This is a genomic window from Erythrobacter fulvus, assembly GCF_028595285.1.
Taxonomy (GTDB): Bacteria; Pseudomonadota; Alphaproteobacteria; order Sphingomonadales; family Sphingomonadaceae; genus Erythrobacter; species Erythrobacter fulvus.
Map to the genome: position 1 here is coordinate 142,987 of NZ_JAQQXQ010000005.1, position 22,650 is coordinate 165,636.

A 22,650-nucleotide genomic window follows, 5' to 3' on the forward strand; every position below is an offset into this window, starting at 1 on the left:
CGGTGCCTCGCCCCCGCTGCCCGTCAGCGCGCGCCGGCGCGCTGGAGCAGCGGTTCGAGCGTTTCCCAGGTGTTCACGTCGAGCTTCTTGCCGTTGAGCACGAAGGTCGGCGTGCCGGTGATGTCGAACTTGCGCGTTTCGGCCTCGGTATTCTTGATCAGGGCGTCCATCCTCGCCGGATCGCTTAGGCAGGTGCGGGCCTGATCCGCACTAAGTCCGCGTGCGGCGAAGAAATCGGTGAGGCCGGTCACCTCGGCGATTTTGGCGAAGCGCTGGTCAGCCGGAAGGCCGTCTGCCGCCTGCACCGCCTGCGGATTGCTTTGCAGCCCGGTGAAGACCTCTTGCAGGTTGCGCCACACCTCGTCCGAAAGCGGCTGCATCTGCTCCTTCGCGCCGCACTGGGTCATGGCCGCGATCACCACGTCATAGGGGTTGAGGAACACCTCGCGCAGTTCGAAGCTGACGACGCCGCTGGCCACATACTTGTCCTTGAGCGGCTGTTTGCCGGTCATCGAGAAAGTGGCGCAGTGCCCACAGGTGTGAGAAGCGAATTCAACCAGCTTGAGCGGCGCGTCGGGATTACCGATCATGTAGCCGCCTTCGGGCGTCACAGTGACGGTTTCGCCCCAGCTGGTGCCGGCCGGCGCTGCGACCGCGGGCAGCGGCTCGCTGTTGGTCACGCCGTCGGGCCCCGCCTCGTCGCCGCAGGCGGCCAGCGCCAGCGGGGCGGCGGCAAGAAGACTGATCGCGAACAGGCGGGTGCGTTTCATCGGGCAGAGATCCTTGGATTAAGGGAAGGGAAGATAGCCTCGCCCGCGCCGTTGCAGCAAGAGCGGGCGATGATCCTGTGAACAAATGCCTTAGTCGGAGGTCGAAAGACCTTTCGAGGGTGCGGGGGCGAAGTGTGCCGACAGCACGGGGTAGAGCGCATCCCAGTTGTGAACCTGATTCAGCAGCTTGCCGTCAAGCGCGAAGCTCGGGGTGCCCTGGATATCGAAATCGAGCCGGTCGGCGGTGCCATTGTCGATCAGCTTCTGGGCGGCCGCATCGTCCATGATGCAGGCATTCACCTCCGCCGCGGACTGGCCGCGCTTTATCAGCATGTCGGCCAGGCCCAGTGCGCTGGCGGCGTTCATGCGCGAGGCCTTGTCCGCACGTGCCCAGATCGCCTGCTGGCTTTGCGGTGCGCTAGTGAACTTGGCGAGCCATTTGTCCTGCGCATACATGAAGGCACGGTGGCGGTCCTTGAAACCGGCCGGATCGCCGCACTGGGCGAGCAGCGAGACCGTGAGATCGAGCGCGTTGCGGAGCACCGGACGCACTTCCACCGCCATCTTGCCCGGCATAAGCAGCGTCAGGTCAAGCGCGGGTTCGCCCTGCACCGCGAAATGGGCGCAATGACCGCAGGTATAGCTGACGAATTCGATCAGGCGGGTATCCGCGTCCGGATTACCGATCAGGTGGCCGCGTTCGGTGCGGGTGACCACCGCCTGCCAGTTGCCGCGGGGCTGCTCCTTGGCGAAGGCACTGCCGGGATTGGACAGGTCTTTCTGGGCGCTGCCGGGGGCGGCCAGCGCGATCATTGCAGCACCGATGGCGGCAAGCGAACGCAGCATCATGACGGGTCTCGTTCCTGTTCGGAGGATTGTTTCTCGCCCAGACTGCGGGCGAGGGATTCAAGCACGGTGCGCAGTTCGGGATCGCCGATATCGCGCAGGGATTCGCCCAGTTCGAGCGGAATGGGCTTGAGCGACGGTGGCGGTTTGGCCGGCTTGTCGGCTTGCGCCGGTGTAACCGCGCCCTGCCTGATCTTGACCCGCGCCACCGCCTTGTAGCCGAAGAAGCGGTTCACCCGTTCTGTAATCTCGGGGACGACCTGCTGGATCAGCGGCGCGTGGGCGGGCACCACTACCAGTTGCAGGATGCCCTCGGCTTTCTCGCCCGGAGGAAAGCGGATCGCTTCGGGACTGCACACCCGCGCATGGGAAGGGCCGACGATTTCGGGCCAGCGGGTCACGACCGAGCTCTGCACGAAGCCGAAGCGGCGGAAGGCGGTGCGGCCGATTTCGGGCATCAGATCGCCGATCGCGCGCGCGCCCTGACCGCGCGGCCGCGTGTAGGGTCGGGGTGTTCCCTTGCCTGAGGATGTCTTGTCGCTTCCCATGTGTCTTGTCGCCATGCCATAGGCGCGGCGTGACTGCCAGTATCTCCGATCATCTGCTTGCGTGGTACGATGCCCATGCGCGCGAATTGCCGTGGCGCTTGCCGCCGGGCACGCCCTTGCCCGATGATCCGGCCTGGCCTTACCGCGTGTGGCTGTCCGAAGTGATGCTGCAACAAACCACCGTGGCTGCGGTGAAGCCCTATTTCGAGAAGTTTACCCGTGTCTGGCCCACGGTCGAGGCGCTGGCGGCAGCGTCCGACGAGGATGTGATGGCGGCATGGGCGGGGCTGGGCTATTACTCGCGCGCCCGCAACCTTCTGAAATGCGCACGCGAAGTGGTCGCACGCGGCGGTTTCCCCGGCGAGGAGGCGGAATTGCGCAAGCTGCCGGGACTGGGCGATTACACTGCCGCAGCGATTGCCGCGATTGCCTTCGGGCGCCGCGCGGTGGTGGTCGATGCCAATGTCGAACGGGTGGTGGCGCGGCTGTTTGCGATCGACGATCCGCTGCCGGGCGTAAGAAAGGCGATCCGCGGCGCTGCCGACGCGATTACGCCCGATGCCCACGCGGGCGATTTTGCGCAGGCCATGATGGATCTGGGCGCGCAGACCTGCACCACCCGCAGCCCGCGCTGCCTGCTGTGTCCCTTGCGCGGGGATTGCCGCGCGCTGGCTCAGGGCCAGCCCGAGCGTCTGCCGGTCAAGCCTGCGAAAAAGGCGGTGCCCCAGCGGCGCGGAACGGCGTTCTGGATTACCCGCAAGGGCGGGACGCAAGTGTGGCTCGTCACCCGTCCGGCAGACGGGATGCTCGGCGGGATGCGCGCGCTGCCCGATGACGGCTGGAGCGCGCAGGCCAATGGATCGGGGGAGGCGCCGCTGCCCGGCCAGTGGCATGATCTGGGCGCGGTGCGGCACGGCTTTACCCATGCCAAACTGACGCTGGAGGTGCGGGCGCTGGAAACGGCCTATATTCCGCCTGGCGAAGGGCAGTGGTGGCCGGTCAGTGACATTGATGCAGCGGGCCTTGCGACGCTGTTCGCCAAGGCCGCGCGACTGGCGCTGGCGGCGACCGGTTAGAAGAACCCGCCGCCCAGCATCAGCCGCACCGCAGCGATCAGCAGCACCACGAGGCAGAAATTGCGTCCGCCGTCCTTGGACGACAGCGCGCCGATGATGATGCCGATCACAATCAGCGGCAAGGCGAGCCAATTGGCCCAGCCGAGCAGCGGAATCTGCGCCGGAATGACGATGACGAGGCTTACGAGGCCGATGAGATAGGCAAGTGCGTTGAGCATGTGTCTTATATGCATAGGACACCTCCGATTTGCAACCCGAGAGATTGACCCATAGGCCGGGCTGCCGCAGACAGGGCGCGAAAACCCGCCGTTCGGAGATTCATCCCCCATGAGCAACGCCGCCTTCGATTCCGCCGTTCTTTCCCGCCGCGCCCTGTTCCGCGGCGGTTCTTTGCTGGCTGCCGGAGCGGCGCTGTCCGGCCTGCCATTCGGCCGCGCGCTGCTGGCCCATGACGTCTCCGAAGACTGGCCCAATGTCGCAGCACTTGCTGACCGCTATGTGTCCGATCGCAAGGTTGCCAACCTGCTCGTTACCTTCGGCTGGGGCCAACAGAACCACCCGCACACCGTCGGCGGCGGCACCCTGTCGCTCGCCAAGCCCACGCCGGTGGACGAGAATTCGCTCTACCGCATCTATTCGATGTCAAAGCCGATCACCGGCATGGCAACGATGATCTTGATCGACGAAGGCAAGCTCGGCCTCGATCAGCCGCTGCACGAGATCCTGCCCGCTTTCCGCGATATGCAGGTGCTGGTCGATCCCGAAGGCCCGCTGGAGGACACCGTCCCGGCCGACCGTCCGATTACCATCCGCCAGCTGCTTACCCACACTGCCGGGCTTGGCTACCAGATTATCAGCAAAGGGCCGCTGCTGGCTGCCTATAATGAACTGGGGCTCGTCGGCGGGCGCGTCAGCCGGATGCCGATCCCGGGCTTCCCGCCCGTGACCCCGGCGCCCGGTCTGGAAGCCTGGGCCGATCGTCTTGCGGGCCTGCCGCTGATGTACCAGCCGGCAACGAAGTGGAGCTATTCGTGCAGCATCGACCTGCTCGGCCGGGTGATCGAAGTTGCCAGCGGAATGGAGTTCGAGGCGTTCCTCAAGCAGCGCATCTTCGAGCCCTGCGGTATGAACAGCACCTTCATGCAGGTGCCGCAGAGCGAGGCCTACCGCCTGACCGACAATTACGGCATCGTTGCGGGCAATGCCTTTCCGATCGATCCGGGTGTCAATTCGATCTATCTTGATCCGCCCGAAGTTCCGGCCGGTGGCGGCGGGCTGGTGTCGAGCCCCAAGGATTACGACCGTTTCCTGCGCATGCTGCTCGGCTACGGCATGCTCGACGGGCTGCGGGTGATGAGCGAGGAGGCGGTGCGCGTCGGCACATCTGATCTGCTGCCCGCCACCGTGGACACGACCGGTAGCTGGATGCAAGGGCAGGGCCACGGCGCGGGCGGACGTTCGGTCGGGCAGACTTTCGGCTGGGGCGGCGCGGCGGGCACGCTGGCGGCGGTCGATTTCGGGCTGAACCTGCGCTCGGCGCTGTTCACCCAGTACATGCCGTCCGAATCCTATCCGATCCGTGACGAATTCCTTGCCGCGATGGAGGCCGATATGTCCGCCAAACGCGCGCAGAAGGCGGCCTGATGCATCTTCCCGGAACTGCTGCGCCGCCGATCGCTTTCGCCGGTTCGCCGATCGACCGCGCGGATCACATCCGCGTCGATCCGGCGGCGCTCGGCAATCTGATGAACTGGCGCGCGCGGGTGATGAACCTCGACGGGTTGCTGCCCGAATTCGACGAACAGGGCCGCTTGCTGTGGCACACCATCGCCGACGTGCCCGAGGATACCGAACTGGTGTTCCTCGGGATGATGGACGACAAGGCGCACTTCGCCCCCGTGCCTGCCGAGGGCGCTTCCGGCCCGGCCATGCCGCGCGCATGGCAGGTGATGCAGATGCTCCAGCCGGAGGATCTGGCGATCTACGGCGGTGCGCGCAGTCTGGTCGACTGGCACGCCCGGCACCGTTTCTGCGCCAATTGCGGCGCGCCCACGAAGCCTGCCAAAGGCGGATGGCAGCGCAATTGCGAAGGCTGCGGCGCGCAGCATTTCCCGCGCACCGATCCGGTGACGATCATGCTGGTGGAGCACGAGGACAAGCTGCTGCTGGGCCGCCAGCCGCGGTTCCCGCCCCGGATGTATTCCGCGCTCGCCGGCTTCGTCGAGCCGGGGGAAACCATCGAAGAGGCGGTCGCGCGCGAAATCCATGAGGAAGCGGGTGTGCGCGTGCGCGATGTGCGTTACATAGCCAGCCAGCCCTGGCCTTTCCCCAGCCAGCTGATGATCGGCTGCACGTCGGTGGCGGACGATCCCGAACTGACCATCGACGAGACCGAGCTGGACGATGCTCGCTGGTTCACCCGCGCCGAGCTGGAAGAGGCGCGCGCGGCAGGGGAGCACGGCACCGACCTGCTCTATTTCCCGCGCCCCTTTGCCATCGCCCATCACCTGATCGCCTGGTGGCTTGACCGATGACCGCCGAAATTCTCCAGCGCCTTACCATCGACATCTATTCGGATGTGATGTGCCCATGGTGTCTGATCGGCTATGGCCAACTGTCAAAGGCGCTCGGGCAGCTGGACGGGGAGATCGACGCACAGATCCGCTGGCGACCGTTCGAACTGAACCCGCAGATGCCGCCCGAAGGCGAGGAGCAGGAAGCCCACCTCCAGCGCAAGTATCGCCGCAGTGCCGAGGAAGGCGCGGCGATCCGCGCGCAGATGAAGGCGATTGCCGATGGGGCAGGCGTCTCGCTGTCATGGGAAGGGGAGGGCGAGGCCCCGCCTGCGATGATGTGGAACACCCGCGATTGCCACAAGCTGCTGGCCTTCGCGCTTGAACAGGCCGGGCCGCAGGTGCAGACGCAGCTGAAGCTTGCGCTGTTCCGGGCCCATTTCAACCGCCGCGAAAAGCTGGGAGAGCGCGACGTGCTGCTCGATATTGCTGCCAGCGTCGGCCTGCACCGGGAAGCGGCACGCGCGGCGCTTGCCGATGCCGAGCTTGAAGCGCGGGTGATCGCCGAGGAACAGCAGGCGTGGGATCTCAATATCAGCGGGGTCCCGGCGATGATCGTCAACGGGAAATTCCTGATCCCGGGCGCGCAGTCACCCGAAACCTATGTCAACGTGCTGCGGCGCGTGGCAGCAAAAAGCCGGGAAGCCAGCTAAGGCTCCCCGGCTCTTGCGACCCGCGAAGGGCGCAGAATTACATCGTCCAGCGCAATCCGAGGAAGAACGACCGTCCGATCGGGCTGACCGGATAGGCGCGCTCGGTGATGAAGGGCTTCACATCCGACAGGTTGTTGATCCCGCCGAACACTTCCAGACCCATGTCGGGCAGGCTGTAGGATGCCCCGATATTGTGGGTCCAGGTTTCGCCGGTGATGCCCGCCGGACCGAACTGGGCCTCAACGGTTTCGATCTCCACCGCCCGCAGCGCCATTTCGCCGAGATAGGTGACGGTGTAATTCAGATCGAAATTGCCGATGCCGTAGCTTGCGGTCGCGCGGCCTGACCATTCGGGACGCTGCAATTCGCCACGTTCGGGATCGATGCGGGTGAGGTCGGTCGGATCGAAGAAGAAGTCGATCTTGTCCACCCACGATGCCGTTGCGGACAGGCCAAGGCGGTGTTCGCCGATGGTTGTGCGATAGGACAGCGAGGCATCAACCCCGGCGGTCTCGATCCGGACGAAGTTGATGGTCGTCAGGTTGAGCGAGGTGAAGCCGAGGAACTGCGCCGAGGTCGTATCGCGGTTGCGGGTGAAGCTGCTGCAGAAATCGTTCGGGAAGGTGCTGCTGTCATAGCAGTTGTCGACCACGTCCTGCGCCGCGACCGTGCTGATCGCGTCGTCGATCTGGATGTGGTAATAATCCGCCGTGAACGCCAGCCCCGGGATGAAACGCGGCTGCAGCACCATGCCGACGGTGTAGGTGTCGGCGGTTTCTTCGCGCAGGTCCGGATTGCCCGCGATGGTTCCGGCGAAACGCGCGCTTAGCGGATCGGCGAAGCCTTCGGGGATGCCGTCGGCACGGCAGTTGGCGATACGGTTGGCGACGTTCGGATCGCCCGCCGCCGACAGTGCGTCGATCTCCGCCTGATCGCAGGGATCGAACGGGCGGAAGAAGGCGGCCTGCGGCGGGGCGAAGAGTTCGGAGATGTTGGGCGCGCGCACTGCCCGCGAATAGGTGCCGCGGATGCGCACATCATCGATCGGTGCCCAGAAGCCGTTGATTGCATAGGTGAACACCGAACCGACCGTGCTGTAGTCCGAGAAGCGCCCGGCCAGTTCGAGCCGCAGCTCCTCGACGAAGGGCACGCCCTCGACCAGCGTCGTGCCGAGCTCGCCGAAGATTTCCACCACGTCATACTTGCCGCCCGAATCCTGGAAGAACCCGTCGGGCGGGGTGCCGAGCGACGTTTGCGAGAAGCCGCTTCCGTCAAAGCCCGGCGCATCGCCGACGAACTGTCCCGCGGTGCCGTCGACCGTGGTGACGGGCAGGATCCCGCGCACCAGCGGATCGAAGAATGACCGGCTCTTCTCCTCGCGATATTCGGCACCCAGCGCGAACTGGACACTGTCATAAGGCAGGTTGAAGAAGGCCGAGGTATCGCCGCTGATCACGGCGTCGATCTGCAGCTGGTCGGTGCGGAAAGTGTTGACGGTGGTGGTAGTGATGAAGTCCACCGCTTCCTGACTGATCGAGCCGACGCCGAACAGGTTGGCCGGCTTGCACTGGCCCTGGCCGGGAACGAAAGTCAAATAGCCGAACTCGCCCGTCGGAATGCCGAAAGGTGTGGAGGGCGAACGCACCGTCGGATCAAGCTCGCTGCGGCACACCGGATTGCCCTGCGCATCGCTGGTCACGTCGATCGCGGCGAGGAAGCGGTCATACAGCACGTTGTTGCGGTTAATCGACTTGAGATCGTAGCGGCCCCAGTTGGCCGAGATATCGAAGTCGATCTCGTCGGTGACACTGCCCTTGATCCCGCCGACGAAACGCCAGGTTTCCGAGATGTTGGTGTCGATATTCGGGCCGAGGTCGGTCGGGTCGCGGGTGATGAACAGCCCGCCGGCCGCATCGGAAATCGGCCGCAGCACGGCCGGGATGAAGGGGTTGTCCGGCGCAACCGTCAGCAGGTCGTAGAACGAGTTCTGGTTGGTGCCGAAGGTGGTTTCCTGGCGGAAATACTTGCCTTCGAAATAGACGTTCAGCGTGTCGCTGATGTCGTAGTCGGCCAGCAGGTTGATGCCGTAACGTTCGGTCTTGGGGATCAGATAGCCATTATTGTCGAAGATGACCCCGTCGCCGCCGAAAGAGTTGAAGTTACCGGCGATCATTCCGTCGTCGTCGATCACCTCGATCCCGTTCTCGGTGGCGATGAAGCACCCGCCCAGCGCGCCGAAACCGTTATAGTCGAACAAGCCGTTGAAGCCGGTGAAGCTTTCGGTGCAGTCGCTGATGCCGTCGCCGTCGATGTCCGAATTGGGATCGGCGAAGTCGCCCGGAATGATAACCCCGCCCGCCGAGGTGATCTGGAACTGGTACTGCGATCCGATGGCACGGGTGGGAGCGCCCAGCGCGCGGTCGATCAATGCCTGTTCGGCCGCGGTCGGTGCAGTCCCGTTCGGGAAGATCGAATCATAGCGCGCACTGCCCGGCAGGGGGATGACGAAGCCATAGGGATAGCGGCCATTGGCGAGGCTGAAGAAATTGCTGAAATTGGGCGTGCTGCCACCAAGATCACCGCGCTGGAAACGCAGCGCCGGGTTGGGGCCGTCATCGGCGATCATGCCATTGCGGAATTGCTTGCGATCGCCAAAGCGGATGCCTTTGTCATAGCTGTAATCGCCGACCAGCGTGATGTTACCGCGCCCATCAGCGAAGTTCTTGCCGAACTTCACGTAAGCGTCGAAATTCTCGCCGTCGCCATTGTCCGACATGCCGCCGGTGAGGCCCATCTCCAGCCCGTCGAACTCGCGGTCTAGGATGAAATTGACCACGCCCGTGACGGCGTCGGCGCCATAGACCGCCGATGCGCCGCCGGTCAGCACTTCGACTTCCTTGATCAGCGACGAGGGGATCGAGTTGATGTCCACCACCGAGGTTTCGGCGACGCCCGCGACGTGACGGCGGCCGTTGACCAGCACCAGCGTGCGCTCCGCGCCAAGGCCGCGCAGGTTGAGCGTCGCTGCACCGACCGCGCCGCCGCTATCGTTTTCACCGGGCGCGACCGACTGGGCCGAGCTGATGGATGCGGAAAGCGCAGGGATAGTGCGCAGCGCATCGGCCACTTCCTGCTCGCCGCGGAAGGTTTCGGCGGTGATGCTCACCACGGGGGAGGGTGAATCGAGGTTGGAATCGCGGCGCAGGCGCGAACCGGTAACAACGATGGCTTCGTCGCCGGGTGCTTCGGCGGCCGCCGCGCTTGCCGCGAGAACTTCATCGTCAGCCGCAACGCTGGCGAGTTCTTCGGCGGCTGCGGCAGTCGATATCCCGGCGAGGCCGGTCAGCAGAGTAGTGGAAAGCAGGGTGCGACGGATCAGCAGGTTCTTGGAGATGTTCATCAATGCCCCCGATAAATGGGTGAAATGTTCCTCCCCTTCCATCGGCGGTCCGGCGTCTTATGCGCTGGTTCAACCAAGTCGCGCGCACACTTCCCCTGTGGTGCGACGTGACATTCACTGTGATGTGGATTTCAAGCGATGCGCGCCATGCGCCATTTGACTTATATCGTTTCAGCCAACGACTGATGCGTGCAAGATTATTTGCTGAACGCTATTATTCGGTCAGCACAAGGGCTTAACCGATACCGCGATGGCGGCTTGCGTCAGGCTAGGACGCCAACAAATCTGTGCAATGGTCAGCCGATGTCCGGTTGGGCCTGTGCGCCTGCCGAGCGAGGCGCATCCGTGCTTGCGACCGATTCGTCCGGACGGCCCGAAAGGGCCGCGCGGAAGGTACGTTTAAGCAGCCAGGGCTCGAGCACCCGTCCGACAAGGTAGATCACGAAGAAAAGACCGGCGAGCACATAGGCCGGCGTGGTACGGATCTTTTCCTTCTTTTCGCCCTTGTCCTTCTTTTTGGTCGGGTCATCGGGTTCGGGCGCGCCAAGCAGTTTGTCGATCCAGTGCAGTTCGGCCTTGGCCTTGGATTTGTCCTTGTCCTCGTCCTTGCCTTCTTCCGCGGATTTCTCTTTCGCCGCGACTTCGGCGGTGGACGCCTCCCACGCGTTTACGGCATGGGCGATCTGGGCAAAGCCGAGGAACAGCAAGGGTGCGAGAAAGCACAGTAGCAGCGCCGTGCTGGAGACGTGGAAGGAGAGCCGCGAAACGCCGCTTTTCTGGTCCACCGTAAGGGCACCGCTGGTGAAGGTGGCAAGCTTGTCCTGCGCGGCCGGGTTCTTCTTGGAATAGGTCAGTGTATCGCCCGCCACCGCATAGGACGTGCCCGGTGTCTGGAACAGTGGGTCAAGCCGGGCGAACGCGTCCTCGGCGGCCAGCGGCTCGTCGATTATGACTTCGCCTTTGGCGCGCCAGATCCGGTCGACATACGGCAGTTGAAGGTTCATGCGCAGTTCGCCAGCCGATCCACTGCGCCGGTCACTCGGCAGGCTCGGGCTGGTGAGGCGCAGCCTCGGGCAGTTGCAGGCGCCTGCGCAGCCAAGTGCGGAACGTGTTGTATCCTTCGGTGAAGGGGAAGACCATGGTTTCGCGGATATCCATCCGGCGCCCGCCTTCCATCCCCAGCAATTCGGCCTCGCCATCCACGCAGGTGCCGAAGATGCGATCCCAGATGATCCAGGTGCCCGAATAATTGCTGCGGGTCGCCTCGTAGTCCTGCGAATGGTGGACGCTGTGATGTTCAACCGTGTTGAAGATGTAGCGCCACCAGCGCGGCGTGTTGAAGCGCACGTTGATGTGTTGGTAGGTCGCCACTGCCATGCCGATCGCGCCGGCCAGCAGGAAGGCGCGCGGGAGGAAGTCGAAGAACCCGCCGACGCCGAGGCCGATCAGGAACAACTCGATCGGGTTGCCGACCGCGCCTTTGTTGATGTTGAGCTGGGTGATGTAGTGGTGCGGTGCGTGGGTCAGCCACAGCGGGTACCAATTGTGCATGCCGCGGTGCATCCAGTACTGGCCGAAGTCGAAGATCATCGAAATGGCAATCGCTTGCACCAGCAGCGGCAGACCGGTGAACCAGCTGAACTTGTCCCAGTCGAAGGCATTGCGTACGGCTTCGATCATCACGTCGTCGCCCAGATAGGTGCCCATCATCCGGACCAGCGTGTAGCCCATCCCGACATAGAACACGTCCGTGGCGAACTCCTTCCACGTCAGCTGCCAGCTGCGATAGCGCGGATTGACCCATTCAAGGCCGAGCAGCAGCACCTTGAAACCAAGGCCGATCGCGATCCCGATCGATGCCAGCGCCCATTCATTGGGGGCATAATACCAAAAGGCGATCAGCCCGAAGAGCACTGCGGGCTGGAAATAGGTAAAGAAGAACTGCTTGAACGGTCCGCCTTCGACCCGGCCGATATTCTCCCAGCCAACCGTGACGGGGGCATCTGCGCCGATGATCCGCTTACCTACCTGTACTCCGGACATTGCGTGCTCCAATCATGCTTACGCTTTGGTCAGACAGACCCGTGACCGGTAGGCCCCGGTCCGCGTGCCGCAAAATCCCCGCCCCTTTTGTCCTGCCATCCATGGCAAGCTGTAGGCGCAGAGTAAGTGGCCAAATGACGTAGTGATCGCCTGTCCGGAAGCGATCGGTTGCAACATCGTTACTCCGATAGCATCCGCACGGCAAGTGCGGTTGCCGCGGCGCGGGTTTCGACGCCCAGTTTCCGGAAGACCTGTTCGAGGTGCTTGTTGACCGTGCGCGGGCTGATGCCGAGGATTTCGCTGACCGTGCGGTTGGTCTTGCCGTAGCTGACCCATAGCAGCACCTCTGCCTCGCGCCGGGTCAGTTCGGTCTGCCGCAGCAGCAGATCGACCTTCGACGCCTCGCCCACTTCCGTGATCTTGAACAGCGTCTCGTCAGGCCGGTCGCTTTCGGTAAGGGCGATCTCGATCTCGATCCCGGCGACTGTAAGGTTCACAGGGCCGCCGTGGGCCGGATCGCGCAGCAGCCGCGTCAGCACAGGCGCGATTCCCCCTGGCAAGGCCGACCCGGTGCTGTCCCAGGCGGGATCGATCCGCTGGAACAGGCTTTCCGCTTGCGGGGTGCACCAGATCAGCCCGCCGCCCGGATCGATCGCCGCAAGGCTGCGACCGGCCCGCCCGAGCGCGAGGCGCGAGCGGTAGGAGGCGCGCGCATTGGCAAGATGCACGCGGATCCGCGCCAGCAATTCGCCCACCACCACCGGCTTGCGCACATAATCCACCCCGCCGGTTTCCAGCGCGGCAATGACGTGTTCGGGATCGGTAAGCCCCGTCATGAAGATTACCGGGATATGCGCCGTCTTGGGATTACGCTTGATCGCCCGCGTCGTCTCCAGCCCGCTCATCCCCGGCATCAGCGCGTCCATCAGGATCAGATCGGGCGCGGCCTCGGCCAGCAGGTCGAGAGTTGCCTCGCCGCTGCGTGCGATCAGCACGTCCATGCCTTCTGTCTCGAGCGTATCGACGAGGAAGCGCAGCGATTCCGGGTTGTCGTCGACCACCAGGATGCAGTCGCGCGTGCTCTGGCTGCCTTCGCGGGCGATCATCGCGTGCCTCCTGTCGCCGCCAGTGCCGCCAGCGCCTTGAGATCGAAAGCGTCGAGATGCACCCTCATCCGCTCGGCCAGCGCGGCGGCATCCGGGCCGATGGCCGCAAGCGCATCGATCCGCGCCTCGATCGCGCGGACATGGCCGATCCGTACCAGCCGTTCGATTTCGGCAAGGTGCGGCTGCGCTTCGGCGGCAACCAGTGCGGGAAGTGCCTTGTCGTCTGCCGAATGCGAGGCAACCTGAGGCCATTCGAGCCCGAGCTGCGCGCTCACCACATCGAGCAAGTGATCGAAATCGAAAGGCTTCGTCACGAAAATATCCGCCGGCACGACCGCGGACTGTTGTGGTCCGGAGTCCGCCGCCTCTCCCGAGAGCATCACGATCCGGAGCGTCGGGCCATGGCGCTGGCGTAGCTGGGACGCGACCTCCCAGCCGCCCATGCCGGGCATCGATACGTCGAGCAGCACCAGATCGGGCTGGGTCTGCGCGGCGAGAGCCAGGCCTTCCTCGCCACCCTGCGCCGTCAGCACCCGGAAACCGCGCGGTTCGAGCAGACCGCGCAAGGCTTCGCGGTGCGCTGGATCATCGTCGATCAGCAACAGCGTGCGTTCGCGCCCAAGGTAGAAATGGGTGCTCGCGTGCGCAGGCAGGTCGGCAGGCGGGGAAAGCGGCCTGGACAGCATCAGTCGCACGATGAAGCGTGAACCCTCGTCCGGTGTGCTTTCAACCCGCATGTCGCCGCCCATGATCGTCACCAGCGCCTGCGTGATTGCGAGACCAAGACCTACCCCTGCGCGTTCGGCCGATGCCGTGCCGCGTTCGAACGGCAACATGATGCGTTCGACATCGGCCGGCGCGATTCCGATGCCGCTGTCGATAATCTCGAAGGTTGCCAGTTCGTTACGGTAATGTGCCCGCAGCACGACTTCGCCGCAGTCGGTGAACTTGATCGCGTTCGACAGAAGATTGATCAGCACCTGCCGCAGCCGCTTTGGATCGGTGCGGACGAATTCTGGCAGAGTGGGCGGCAAATCGAGCCGCAGTGCCAGCCCTTTCATCGCCGCCTGCGGTTCGAACATCGCGACAATTTGTTCGAGGAACGCCGGAAAGCGGATCGTGTCGCGCGCCAGTTTCAGCGAACCGCTTTCGACCTGCGCGATGTCGAGCAGGCCTTCGACGAGATTGGACAGGTGTTCGGCGCTGCGGCGGATCACCTTGCCCGCCTCCACGCCGTTCTGCGCCCCGTCGCCCGTGCCGCGTTCGAGCAATTGGGCGTAGCCGTAGATGGCATTGAGCGGTGAGCGGATTTCATGGCTAACACTGGCGAGGAAGCGGGTCTTGGCCTCGTTAGCGGCTTCTGCGGCTTCCTTGGCGCGGGCTAGCGCGGCGTGTTCTTCGAGCAGCGCGGCGAGCGTGTGCGTGTGCATTTCCTCGCCGCTAGCGCGCAGCCATGCCAGCAGATCGTCGGCCGCAGGCGCGGTCACGGCTGCGGTCTCCATTGGCCTTGCGGGCATGGGGCGAAGGCGTGCTGCGGCAATCACAACCCCCCGATATAGGCCCGCCAGCCGCCGAGGTGGGTGATGTCCTCGGCCCCGTCGAGCGCGCGCGGTTCGGCGACGAAGCCCTTGACGCTGGTGCCGTCCGAAAGGGTAACGGTGCCGATTGCCAGCGGCGGCGGCACCTCGGCGACGAAGCTGCCGAATTCGGCCATGCCGAGCTCGTAAACTTCCAGCGCGATTTCACCCCCGTCTGCGCTGTGCACCAGCGCGGGCTTGGGCGGCACAGAGTCGGCCATGGCGTAAAGGCGATAGGTCGGCGCGGTGGTGAAAGCGCCGACGAATTTCGCGTTCCGGCTGGTGAGCTGCCAGTGCAGCGGCATGCCTTCGAGATGAGCGCCGACGACGGCGAGTTTGACAGTGTCCATATGGTCTCCGGTGTCGAGCGGGGGAATGGGCGGCAGGTCGGCAGCGGCGAGATAGCTTTCCGCCATGGCGATGAGCGCAAGGTCGCTATTCGCCGGCCCGATCAGGGTGATGCCGAAGCCGGTGCCGTTGGTGCGCGCGCCTGCCGGCACCGCAACTGCGGCCATGTCGAGCAGGTTCACGAAATTGGTGTAACGGCCCAGATTGCTGTTGAGCGCGACGGGCGCTGCTGCCAGCTCCGCGACGCGGTAGGTCGTGCCGGTGGTGGGAAAGGCCAGCGCGTCGACATCCTTCCACAGTGCCTCGGCGTGGCGCGCGAGTTCGGCGAGGCGGTAGACGCCGTTCCATGTCTCGACCGCCGTCATGCCAAGGCCGGGCTCGAGAATGCTGCGCACAACCGGATCTATCGCATCGGGATCGCTTCGCAGCAGGGCTTCGACCGCGGCGGTGCGCTCGGCCACCCACGGGCCACCATAGAGCAGCTGCGCGGCTTCGAGCAGAGGGGCAATGTCGATCTCGACAAGCTCGCCCTGCTTGGCCAGCACGCCCAGCGCACGGTCATAGAGTTCTTCCGATTGCAGATCGCCGAAGAACAGGCGCTGGTCGGGGCGGGGCACGCCGATGCGCTTTGCCGTGATCGGCACATCGGCAAGCGGGCGCGAAAAGGGGTCTGCGGCATCGAAGCCTGCCAGCACCGAATCCACCAGCCGCGCATCGGCCAGCGCGCCAGTAAAGACCGTGATGCAGTCGATGCTGCGGCAGGCGGGCACCAGTCCGTGCGTGCTCCAGCGGCCCTTGGTGGGCTTCAATCCGACAAGGTGGTTGAACGCCGCCGGCACGCGTCCCGATCCGGCGGTGTCGGTACCGAGCGCGAAGGCGACCAGCCCCGCCGCCACTGCGACCGCGCTCCCCGAAGACGATCCGCCGCTGACATAGGCGAGGTTGGAGGCATTGCGCGGCACGCCATAGGGGCTGCGCGTGCCGACAAGGCCGGTGGCGAACTGATCGAGATTGGTCTTGCCGACGCAGATCGCGCCCGCCGCTTCCAGCTTTGCAATCACCGTGGCGGAGGCTTCGGGCATATAGGCGAAAGCGGGGCAGGCAGCGGTGGTCTGCATTCCAGCAACGTCGATATTGTCCTTCGCCGCATAGGGGACGCCCGCCAGCGGCAGGTGCTCTCCCGCCGCCACCCGCGCGTCGATGGCGCGGGCCCGGGCGAGCAGATCATCAGCCGCGGCGCGGCTGATCCAGGCCTGCGGCTGCACCGCGTCATAGTCGGCAAGGCGGGCGAGGGTGCTTTCCATCACCGTCACCGCGCTGTTTTCGCCGCTGGAAACGGCGGCGGCAATCGCTCCGGCGGAAAGGCGTTCGGGCAGGGTCACGAGGCTCTCCTCAGCGCCAGCATCGGCGCACCGGGCTGAAGCGACTGGCGCTCGGCGATATACAGCGCGGCGATCGTACCGCTGGCCGGACTTTCGAGCGGGCATTCCATCTTCATCGCCTCGATCACTGCGATCACATCGCCCGCCGCCACTTCGTCGCCGGGTTCGACCAGCAGCTTCCAGACCGAGCCGCCGAAGGGTGCCTCGATCAGTTCCGCGCCGTCCGGAAGATCAATCTCGGTCGGCTCTCCCGCGCCTGCGTCTTCGGCCAGCAGATCGGTCACCCGGTCGAATTCGCCAGAGGCCTCCCACGCGGCGCGCTCGGCATCGAAGGCGGCCTGCCGCGATGCCTCGAAGGCAGCGATACTGTCGGCATTGTCTTTCAGAAACGCGCGATAATCGGCGAGGCGGAACTCGCTTTCCTCGACCCGGATCGAACGCCGCCCGGTGGGGAAATCGCGCCGCCATTCGGCCAGCTCCTCCGCGGATACGGGATAGAAGCGGATCTGGTCAAAAAAGCGCAGCAGCCACGGCTTGCCGTCGACGAAGGCATCGGTCTGGCGGTGCGTGTTCCACACTTGAATAGTGCGTCCGAACAGTTGGTAGCCGCCCGGCCCTTCCATCCCGTAGATGCACATATATGCGCCCCCGATGCCGACCACATTTGGCGGAGTCCAGGTGCGCGCCGGATTGTATTTGGTGGTCACCAGCCGGTGGCGCGGATCGACTGGCGTTGCCACCGGCGCGCCGAGATAGACGTCGCCGAGGCCGAGCACGAGATAGCTCGCATCGAAGATCAGATCTTCGACCGCCTGCGTATCCGGCAGGCCGTTGATGCGGCGGATGAACTCGATATTGTCGGGGCACCACGGCGCATCGTCGCGCACTGCGCCCATGTATTTGGTGATGGTCTCGGTGATTGCCGGATCGCGCCAGCTCAGTGGCAGGTGGACAATGCGCGAGGGCGTGGAGAAGTCCTCCAGATCGCCCATCGCTTCCTCGGCCCTCATCAGCGCGGCAAGGGCACGTGGCTGGTCAAGCACCTTACCGTCGAAATGCAATTGCAGCGAGCGGATGCCGGGGGTGATGTCGATCACGCCGGGGATGGCGGCATCCTCGAGTGCCTGCATCAGCGCGTGGACGCGGATGCGCAGCTCGATATCGAGCACGATGTCGCCATATTCGACGAGGATGTTGCGGTCGCCCTGCTGGCGATAGGTTGTTCGCGGCCGGCGCCCCTGTGCCGGGATCTCGGCAAGGATCGGCGAGAGATCGGCAATCGACGGCGCGGGCGAGGGTGCGGGCAAGGCGGTGAGCGGTGCAGCATCTGCCGCCATCGCGTCATCAATTGTCACCGGCACGAACCGCACGCGGTCGTCGGGCGAAAGCTGCCCGATCTTCCACCGGTCTGCCGCGATCACCGTAAAGGGGCAGACGAAGCCGCCCAGCGAAGGCCCGTCCGGCCCGAGGATGATCGGCATATCGCCGGTGAAATCGACCGCGCCGATGGCATAGGGATTGTCGTGGATGTTGGATGGGTGCAGCCCCGCCTCGCCGCCGTCGCGCCGCGCCCATTCGGGCTTGGGGCCGACCAGCCGCACACCGGTGCGGTTGGAATTGTAATGCACCTGCCAGTCGGCATCGAGGAAGCGCGCGATGTCGCCGGGCGTGAAGAAGTCTGGCGCGCCGTGGGGGCCGTAGAGGACGCGCAGTTCCCACGTCTTGCCGAGCGGCGGAAGGCCTTCGGCCACGGCGGGCGTTGCCGTCTCGCGGTTGGCCAGATGCAGCACATCCCCCGCCACCAGCGCCCGTGCGGCATGGCCGCCAAACTGGCCGAGGGTGAAGGTGCTCACGCTGCCAAGATAGGCCGGAATGTCGAGCCCGCCTGCGAACAGGATATAGCCGCGCATCCCGCCACCCGTAACGCGCCCCATGGCGAGCGTCTGGCCTGCCGCCACATCGATCGGCTGGCCGAGCGCCAGCGGCGCGCCGTCGAGCTTTGCGCCGAAATCCGCGCCGGTAAGGCAGATACGCGCCGGGCTTTCGAACAGCAGCGTCGGGCCGCTCGCCGTGACTTCCAGCCCCGCCGTGCCTTCAGGGTTGCCGAGCAGCAGATTGCCGAGCCGCAAGCTCCGGTCATCCATCGGCCCGCTTGGCGGTACGCCCACGTCCCACAGGCCGAGGCGTCCGGGAAAGTCCTGCACTGTCGTCGAAGTGCCGCCCGAGATGACGCGAATGCTCGCCGGACGATGCGTCACGCCGGCGAGCAGCCGCGTCGTGACGTCGCCGCTGGCAAAGCGCGGCTCGCGCAGCACGTCGCGAAGCCAGCGCAGGTTGGTCTCGATTCCGTCGATCCTGCTGGCATTAAGCGCGCGGGCCATCGCGGCAATCGCATCCGCGCGCGTCCCGGCATGGGTAATCAGCTTGGCGAGCATCGGATCGTAGAATGCGCTCACCTCGGTCCCGGCCATCACCCATGTCTCGGCGCGGATGTCGGCCGGGAAGGTGACGTTGGTGAGCGTGCCGGTGGTAGGGCGGTAATCGAGCGCGGGGTCTTCGGCATAAAGCCGCACCTGCACCGAATGGCCCTTGGGGATGGGCGCGGGCGCATCGAGCATGGCGAAATCGCCCGCCGCGCCGCGGATCATCCATGCGACCAGATCGATCCCCATCACCTCCTCGGTGACGCCATGTTCGACCTGCAAACGGGTATTCATTTCGAGGAAGAAGAACTCCGCGCGGTCGGCATCGTAGAGGAATTCGACCGTTCCGGCTGAAAGATAGTTCGCAGCCTCGCCCAGCCGTGTTGCCGCCGCGATCAGCTCGCCGCGCTTGGCGTCCGACAGGCAAGGGGCGGGGGCTTCCTCGACCACCTTCTGGTTGCGCCGCTGAAGCGAACAGTCGCGTTCACCCAGCCCCATGACGCGGCCTTGCCCGTCACCGAAAATCTGCACCTCGATATGGCGAGCATTGGCGATGTAGCGTTCAAGGAACACGCCCGCGTCGCCGAAACTTGCCTCGCCCTGCCGCACGACCGCGGCAAAGCCTTCGCGCACCGCGGCCTCGGTTTCGCAGATACGCATTCCGATACCGCCGCCGCCAGCGGTGGCCTTCAGCATCACGGGATAGCCGATCCGCGCTGCGGCCTTGGCAGCCTCGTCGGCATCGGTCAGCAGCCCGGTTCCAGGCGCGAGCGGCAGATCATGCGCCTCTGCCAGCGCGCGGGCGGAATGCTTGAGGCCGAAGGTGCGGATGTTTTCCGGCGTGGGGCCGATAAATGCGATGCCGGCGGCAGCGCAGGCCTCGGCGAATTCGGCATTCTCAGCAAGGAAGCCGTAGCCCGGATGGATCGCGCCCGCGCCGGTCGCCTTGGCGGCCGCAAGGATCGCGGCCACGTTGAGGTAACTTTCGGCGGCAGGCGCGGGCCCGATGCACACTGCCATATCGGCCTGTGCGACATGGAGCGATCCCGCGTCAGCCTCCGAATAGACTGCCACCGATTTGAGGCCCATCCGCCGCAAGGTGCGGATAATCCGGGTGGCGATCGCGCCCCGGTTGGCGACCAGGACGGTATCGAAGCTCATGCCGCCACGATCATGCGCACGGGGGTGGGGTTGAAGGCGTTGCAGGGATTGTTGATCTGCGGGCAGTTCGACACCACCACGATCACGTCCATCTCGGCTCTGAGGTCCACCGTCAGCCCGGGGGCGGAAATGCCGTCGACGATGCCCAGCGTACCGTCATCCTCGACCGGCACGTTCATGAAGAAATTGATGTTCGACACCATGTCGCGCTTGCCGCGCCCCTGGGTTAGGTTGGCCTCGAGGAAATTGTCGACGCAGGCGTGTTGATGCCGGGTGTGGTGGCCGTAACGCAGCGTGTTGCTTTCGCACGAACAGGCGCCGCCGATGGTATCGTGATATTCGACCGCGCTGCCGGTGATGGTCATCATCGGGCGGCCCTCGTTCGACAGCAGGACGCTGCCCGTCTTCAGGAACAGGTTGCCCTTCGCCGCGACAGTATCCTGAGCGGAATAGCGTTCGGCATCATCGGCAGCGGAATAGATCAGGAAATCGACCGCCTGATTGCCCTCGACATCGACGATCCGCAGCGTCTGTCCGGCGGCCACATGGTGCAGCCACGGGGCGCGGGCGGGCACGATCTCGTCGTGGACAATGGAGCCGGAAAGGCCGGAGAGGGCCGGGTCGTCTGTCATGTTTGGCCTTGCATCGAGAGAGGGGTCAGCGGCGGTAGTAATCCTCGACATTGAGGAAGGCGCGCTGCCCTTCTGGCGTGGCATTGCGCAGGGTATCCTGTTCGGGAGTGACCGGTCCTCGCCATGCGGTCACGCGAAGCGGGGTTGAATGCCATGCAGCGCGCGGATCGCGCACGTGGGGGCAATTGGCCAGCACCACGATCACGTCCATCTCGGCACGCAGGATCATGCTGCGGCCCGGCGCAAAGGGGCCGATAATCGGCGTGATCGCACCGTCGGCTTCGATCTTCGTGCCCTTGAACAGGTTAATGCAGGGGTGGACATCGCGCCGTGTCAGCCCGTGCTTGGCCGCGCCGAGGATCAGCCGGTCGCGTCCATTGGGATATTCGCCCGAGTTCCGCCCCTCGCCATATTTCGCAGCATTGGTGACGGCGTTGGAGGTGCCGCAGAAGGCATCATGGGTTTCCGCATCGTCGGCGGTGATGCTCATCAGTACTCGCCCCATGTCCGACAGCAGAAGTTTGCCGACACCGAGATAGGCGTTCCACTGGACCTTCACGGTGTCGGCAACATTGAGCCGTTCGGTCGGCATTTCGGCATTGAAGATATTGAGGCTGGCGCAGGCATCGCCAGCCTTGTCGATCAGGCGCAGGCGGGTGCCGCGCGCAATCCGGCGCGAGGTGTAGCCGCCGGGCGCGACGGTTTCTTCCCACAGCAGATCATCGGCCGGCACGCCTTCGGGCAGATCGTCGGCGACCGGCGGGAGGATCGGCATTGTCTCCACTCTTGTGCCGCCCTGGGCGCGGGCATGTTCGCGCGCGGCCTTGGGATCTGCGGTCTGGCTCATTCGGCGGCCTCCTGTCCTTCGGCCTCTCCGGCGCCATCCTGCTCGTGTAGCGGCGGCAGCAGCGCGGTGGTGGTGACCAGCTGCAATTGCTGGACGCCGCGGATCGTGCGCAGCGCATCGCACAGCTGCTTCAACCGTACTGCCGGGCCCTGCACCAGCAGCACTTCCAGTGACTGGTCCTGTTCGAGGAACACGTGCTGCGAAGAGATTACCTCTTTCAGGTAATCGCTCTGCGTTTCGGCAAGCTGCTGGCGCACCCGCCCGCCACCACCGGCGTAAACGATGGTGATTGTGCCAGCGAGCATGTCTTCGGGGCGGGTCAGCGCCTCGTGCTCGGCCAGCGCGTGACGGATCAATTCTGCGATCAACTGCGAGCGCGAGGGCAGCCCACGTTCTTCAACCATCACGTCGAGCTGGCGGAACAGCTCCGCCGGAAGGCTCATCGACAGACGGGCAAGGCGGGAAGGCTCGGTACTCATGGGCGGACCATCTCAATTATTACCATTAGTGTCAATCGTAATACTGGCGTCAATCTCGGCCTCGGCGGCCATTTTACGGGTCAGTGCGATGTCGTAGATCACGCCTGCGCCATAGCGGTGCGGGGCGTGCGGATCGTGGCGGCGCTTGTCGAGCGTGAGCACCCGTGTGCCGAGGCCGAAGGCTTCCTTAATGTCGTGGGTGACCATGATGATGGTCAGCCCGAATTCGCGCCACAGCCGGGTGATGAGCGCATGCATGTCAGTGCGGATGCCGGGATCGAGCGCGCCGAAAGGCTCGTCGAGCAGCAGGATACGCGGGCGCTTTATCAGCGCCTGCGCGATCGCCAGCCGTTGCTGCATCCCGCCCGACATTTCCGATGGATAAAGGTGCATGCTGTCCGAAAGGCCGACCGCTGCCAGCATCTCTTCAGCTTGCGCAATGGCCGCGCGGCGGGCCGATCCGAATAGGCGCGCGGCGAGGGGAGCTTGGGCGAATTCTAGCCCCAGCAGCGTGTTGCCGAGCACCGTCAGGTGCGGGAACACCGAATAGCGCTGGAACACCACCCCGCGATCCGGCCCGCATTCCTGCGGAAGCGCCTGCCCGTCGAGCGTGATGCTGCCGCGGCTCGGCTGGTCTTGTCCGAGGATCACGCGCAGCAGGCTGCTCTTGCCCGCTCCCGAAGGCCCGATGATCGAAACGAAAGAGCCTTCGGCAATGTCGAGCGAGATGCGTTCGAGCACGACCTTGTCGCCATATTCGACCCAGACGTTGGCAAGGCTCAGCAT

Annotated in this window: 19 protein-coding genes; 4 read left to right on the forward strand and 15 right to left on the reverse strand. The window is 64.8% G+C overall.

The window, feature by feature from the left end:
* Positions 1-23: 23 nt before the first annotated feature.
* The 3 genes from OIK40_RS08050 to OIK40_RS08060 all read right to left on the reverse strand — a co-directional run bounded on the left by OIK40_RS08050 (position 24) and on the right by OIK40_RS08060 (position 2,164).
* Positions 24-770 (reverse strand): thioredoxin domain-containing protein, encoded by a 747-nt coding sequence (locus tag OIK40_RS08050; RefSeq protein WP_273677648.1) that lies wholly within the window; start codon positions 768-770, stop codon positions 24-26.
* A 90-nt stretch (positions 771-860) separates the two neighbouring features.
* Positions 861-1,619, reverse strand: coding sequence for a DsbA family protein (locus OIK40_RS08055; protein WP_273677649.1), 759 nt, complete (start codon positions 1,617-1,619; stop codon positions 861-863).
* Positions 1,616-2,164 carry a DUF721 domain-containing protein gene (locus OIK40_RS08060; protein ID WP_273677650.1) on the reverse strand — a complete coding sequence of 183 codons (549 nt, stop codon included), beginning with the start codon at positions 2,162-2,164 and terminating at the stop codon, positions 1,616-1,618. Before OIK40_RS08060 ends, OIK40_RS08055 begins: the two co-directional genes overlap by 4 nt.
* Before the next feature lie 29 nt (positions 2,165-2,193).
* Here OIK40_RS08060 and OIK40_RS08065 point away from each other — a divergent pair, with 29 nt between their 5' ends.
* A complete protein-coding gene (locus OIK40_RS08065; protein WP_273677651.1) occupies positions 2,194-3,240 on the forward strand; it encodes an A/G-specific adenine glycosylase in 1,047 nt (348 codons plus the stop codon).
* Here the strand turns inward: OIK40_RS08065 and OIK40_RS08070 are convergent.
* Positions 3,237-3,458 carry a hypothetical protein gene (locus tag OIK40_RS08070; RefSeq protein ID WP_273677652.1) on the reverse strand — a complete coding sequence of 74 codons (222 nt, stop codon included), beginning with the start codon at positions 3,456-3,458 and terminating at the stop codon, positions 3,237-3,239. The genes OIK40_RS08065 and OIK40_RS08070 overlap by 4 nt on opposite strands.
* A 109-nt stretch (positions 3,459-3,567) precedes the next feature.
* Here OIK40_RS08070 and OIK40_RS08075 point away from each other — a divergent pair, with 109 nt between their 5' ends.
* Genes OIK40_RS08075 through OIK40_RS08085 form a run of 3 tightly spaced genes read left to right on the forward strand, consistent with a single transcriptional unit; the run spans position 3,568 to position 6,466 of the window.
* Entirely contained in the window at positions 3,568-4,884 is a 1,317-nt protein-coding gene (locus OIK40_RS08075) for a serine hydrolase domain-containing protein (RefSeq protein ID WP_273677653.1), read from the forward strand.
* Complete coding sequence (nudC, locus tag OIK40_RS08080) at positions 4,884-5,774, forward strand: NAD(+) diphosphatase (RefSeq protein ID WP_273677654.1); 891 nt, start codon at positions 4,884-4,886, stop codon at positions 5,772-5,774. The genes OIK40_RS08075 and nudC overlap by 1 nt, the downstream gene beginning before the upstream one ends.
* On the forward strand, positions 5,771-6,466 hold the full coding sequence (locus OIK40_RS08085) for a DsbA family oxidoreductase (protein WP_273677655.1): 696 nt from the start codon (positions 5,771-5,773) through the stop codon (positions 6,464-6,466). The genes nudC and OIK40_RS08085 overlap by 4 nt, the downstream gene beginning before the upstream one ends.
* A 37-nt stretch (positions 6,467-6,503) precedes the next feature.
* On the opposite strand, the gene OIK40_RS08090 is transcribed toward OIK40_RS08085, so the two are convergent.
* The 11 genes from OIK40_RS08090 to OIK40_RS08140 all read right to left on the reverse strand — a co-directional run bounded on the left by OIK40_RS08090 (position 6,504) and on the right by OIK40_RS08140 (position 22,650).
* A complete protein-coding gene (locus OIK40_RS08090; RefSeq protein ID WP_273677657.1) occupies positions 6,504-9,866 on the reverse strand; it encodes a TonB-dependent receptor domain-containing protein in 3,363 nt (1,120 codons plus the stop codon).
* A 296-nt stretch (positions 9,867-10,162) separates the two neighbouring features.
* Positions 10,163-10,870 (reverse strand): hypothetical protein, encoded by a 708-nt coding sequence (locus tag OIK40_RS08095; RefSeq protein ID WP_273677659.1) that lies wholly within the window; start codon positions 10,868-10,870, stop codon positions 10,163-10,165.
* A 31-nt stretch (positions 10,871-10,901) separates the two neighbouring features.
* Positions 10,902-11,909 (reverse strand): sterol desaturase family protein, encoded by a 1,008-nt coding sequence (locus OIK40_RS08100; RefSeq protein WP_273677660.1) that lies wholly within the window; start codon positions 11,907-11,909, stop codon positions 10,902-10,904.
* A 179-nt stretch (positions 11,910-12,088) separates the two neighbouring features.
* A complete protein-coding gene (locus OIK40_RS08105) occupies positions 12,089-13,015 on the reverse strand; it encodes a response regulator (protein ID WP_273677661.1) in 927 nt (308 codons plus the stop codon).
* Positions 13,012-14,502, reverse strand: a complete 1,491-nt coding sequence (locus OIK40_RS08110) for an ATP-binding response regulator (protein ID WP_273677663.1) — start codon at positions 14,500-14,502, stop codon at positions 13,012-13,014. Before OIK40_RS08110 ends, OIK40_RS08105 begins: the two co-directional genes overlap by 4 nt.
* A 53-nt stretch (positions 14,503-14,555) precedes the next feature.
* A complete protein-coding gene (gene atzF, locus OIK40_RS08115; protein WP_273677664.1) occupies positions 14,556-16,322 on the reverse strand; it encodes an allophanate hydrolase in 1,767 nt (588 codons plus the stop codon).
* On the reverse strand, positions 16,319-19,906 hold the full coding sequence (gene uca / locus OIK40_RS08120; RefSeq protein WP_273677665.1) for an urea carboxylase: 3,588 nt from the start codon (positions 19,904-19,906) through the stop codon (positions 16,319-16,321). Before uca ends, atzF begins: the two co-directional genes overlap by 4 nt.
* Positions 19,903-20,538, reverse strand: a complete 636-nt coding sequence (locus OIK40_RS08125; RefSeq protein WP_273677667.1) for an urea amidolyase associated protein UAAP2 — start codon at positions 20,536-20,538, stop codon at positions 19,903-19,905. The genes uca and OIK40_RS08125 overlap by 4 nt, the downstream gene beginning before the upstream one ends.
* Before the next feature lie 25 nt (positions 20,539-20,563).
* Positions 20,564-21,385: an urea amidolyase associated protein UAAP1 gene (locus tag OIK40_RS08130; RefSeq protein ID WP_273677668.1), complete on the reverse strand. Its 822-nt coding sequence runs from the start codon at positions 21,383-21,385 to the stop codon at positions 20,564-20,566.
* Positions 21,382-21,864: a CopG family ribbon-helix-helix protein gene (locus OIK40_RS08135; RefSeq protein ID WP_273677669.1), complete on the reverse strand. Its 483-nt coding sequence runs from the start codon at positions 21,862-21,864 to the stop codon at positions 21,382-21,384. The genes OIK40_RS08130 and OIK40_RS08135 overlap by 4 nt, the downstream gene beginning before the upstream one ends.
* A gap of 12 nt (positions 21,865-21,876) precedes the next feature.
* Positions 21,877-22,650 carry an ABC transporter ATP-binding protein gene (locus OIK40_RS08140; protein ID WP_273677671.1) on the reverse strand — a complete coding sequence of 258 codons (774 nt, stop codon included), beginning with the start codon at positions 22,648-22,650 and terminating at the stop codon, positions 21,877-21,879.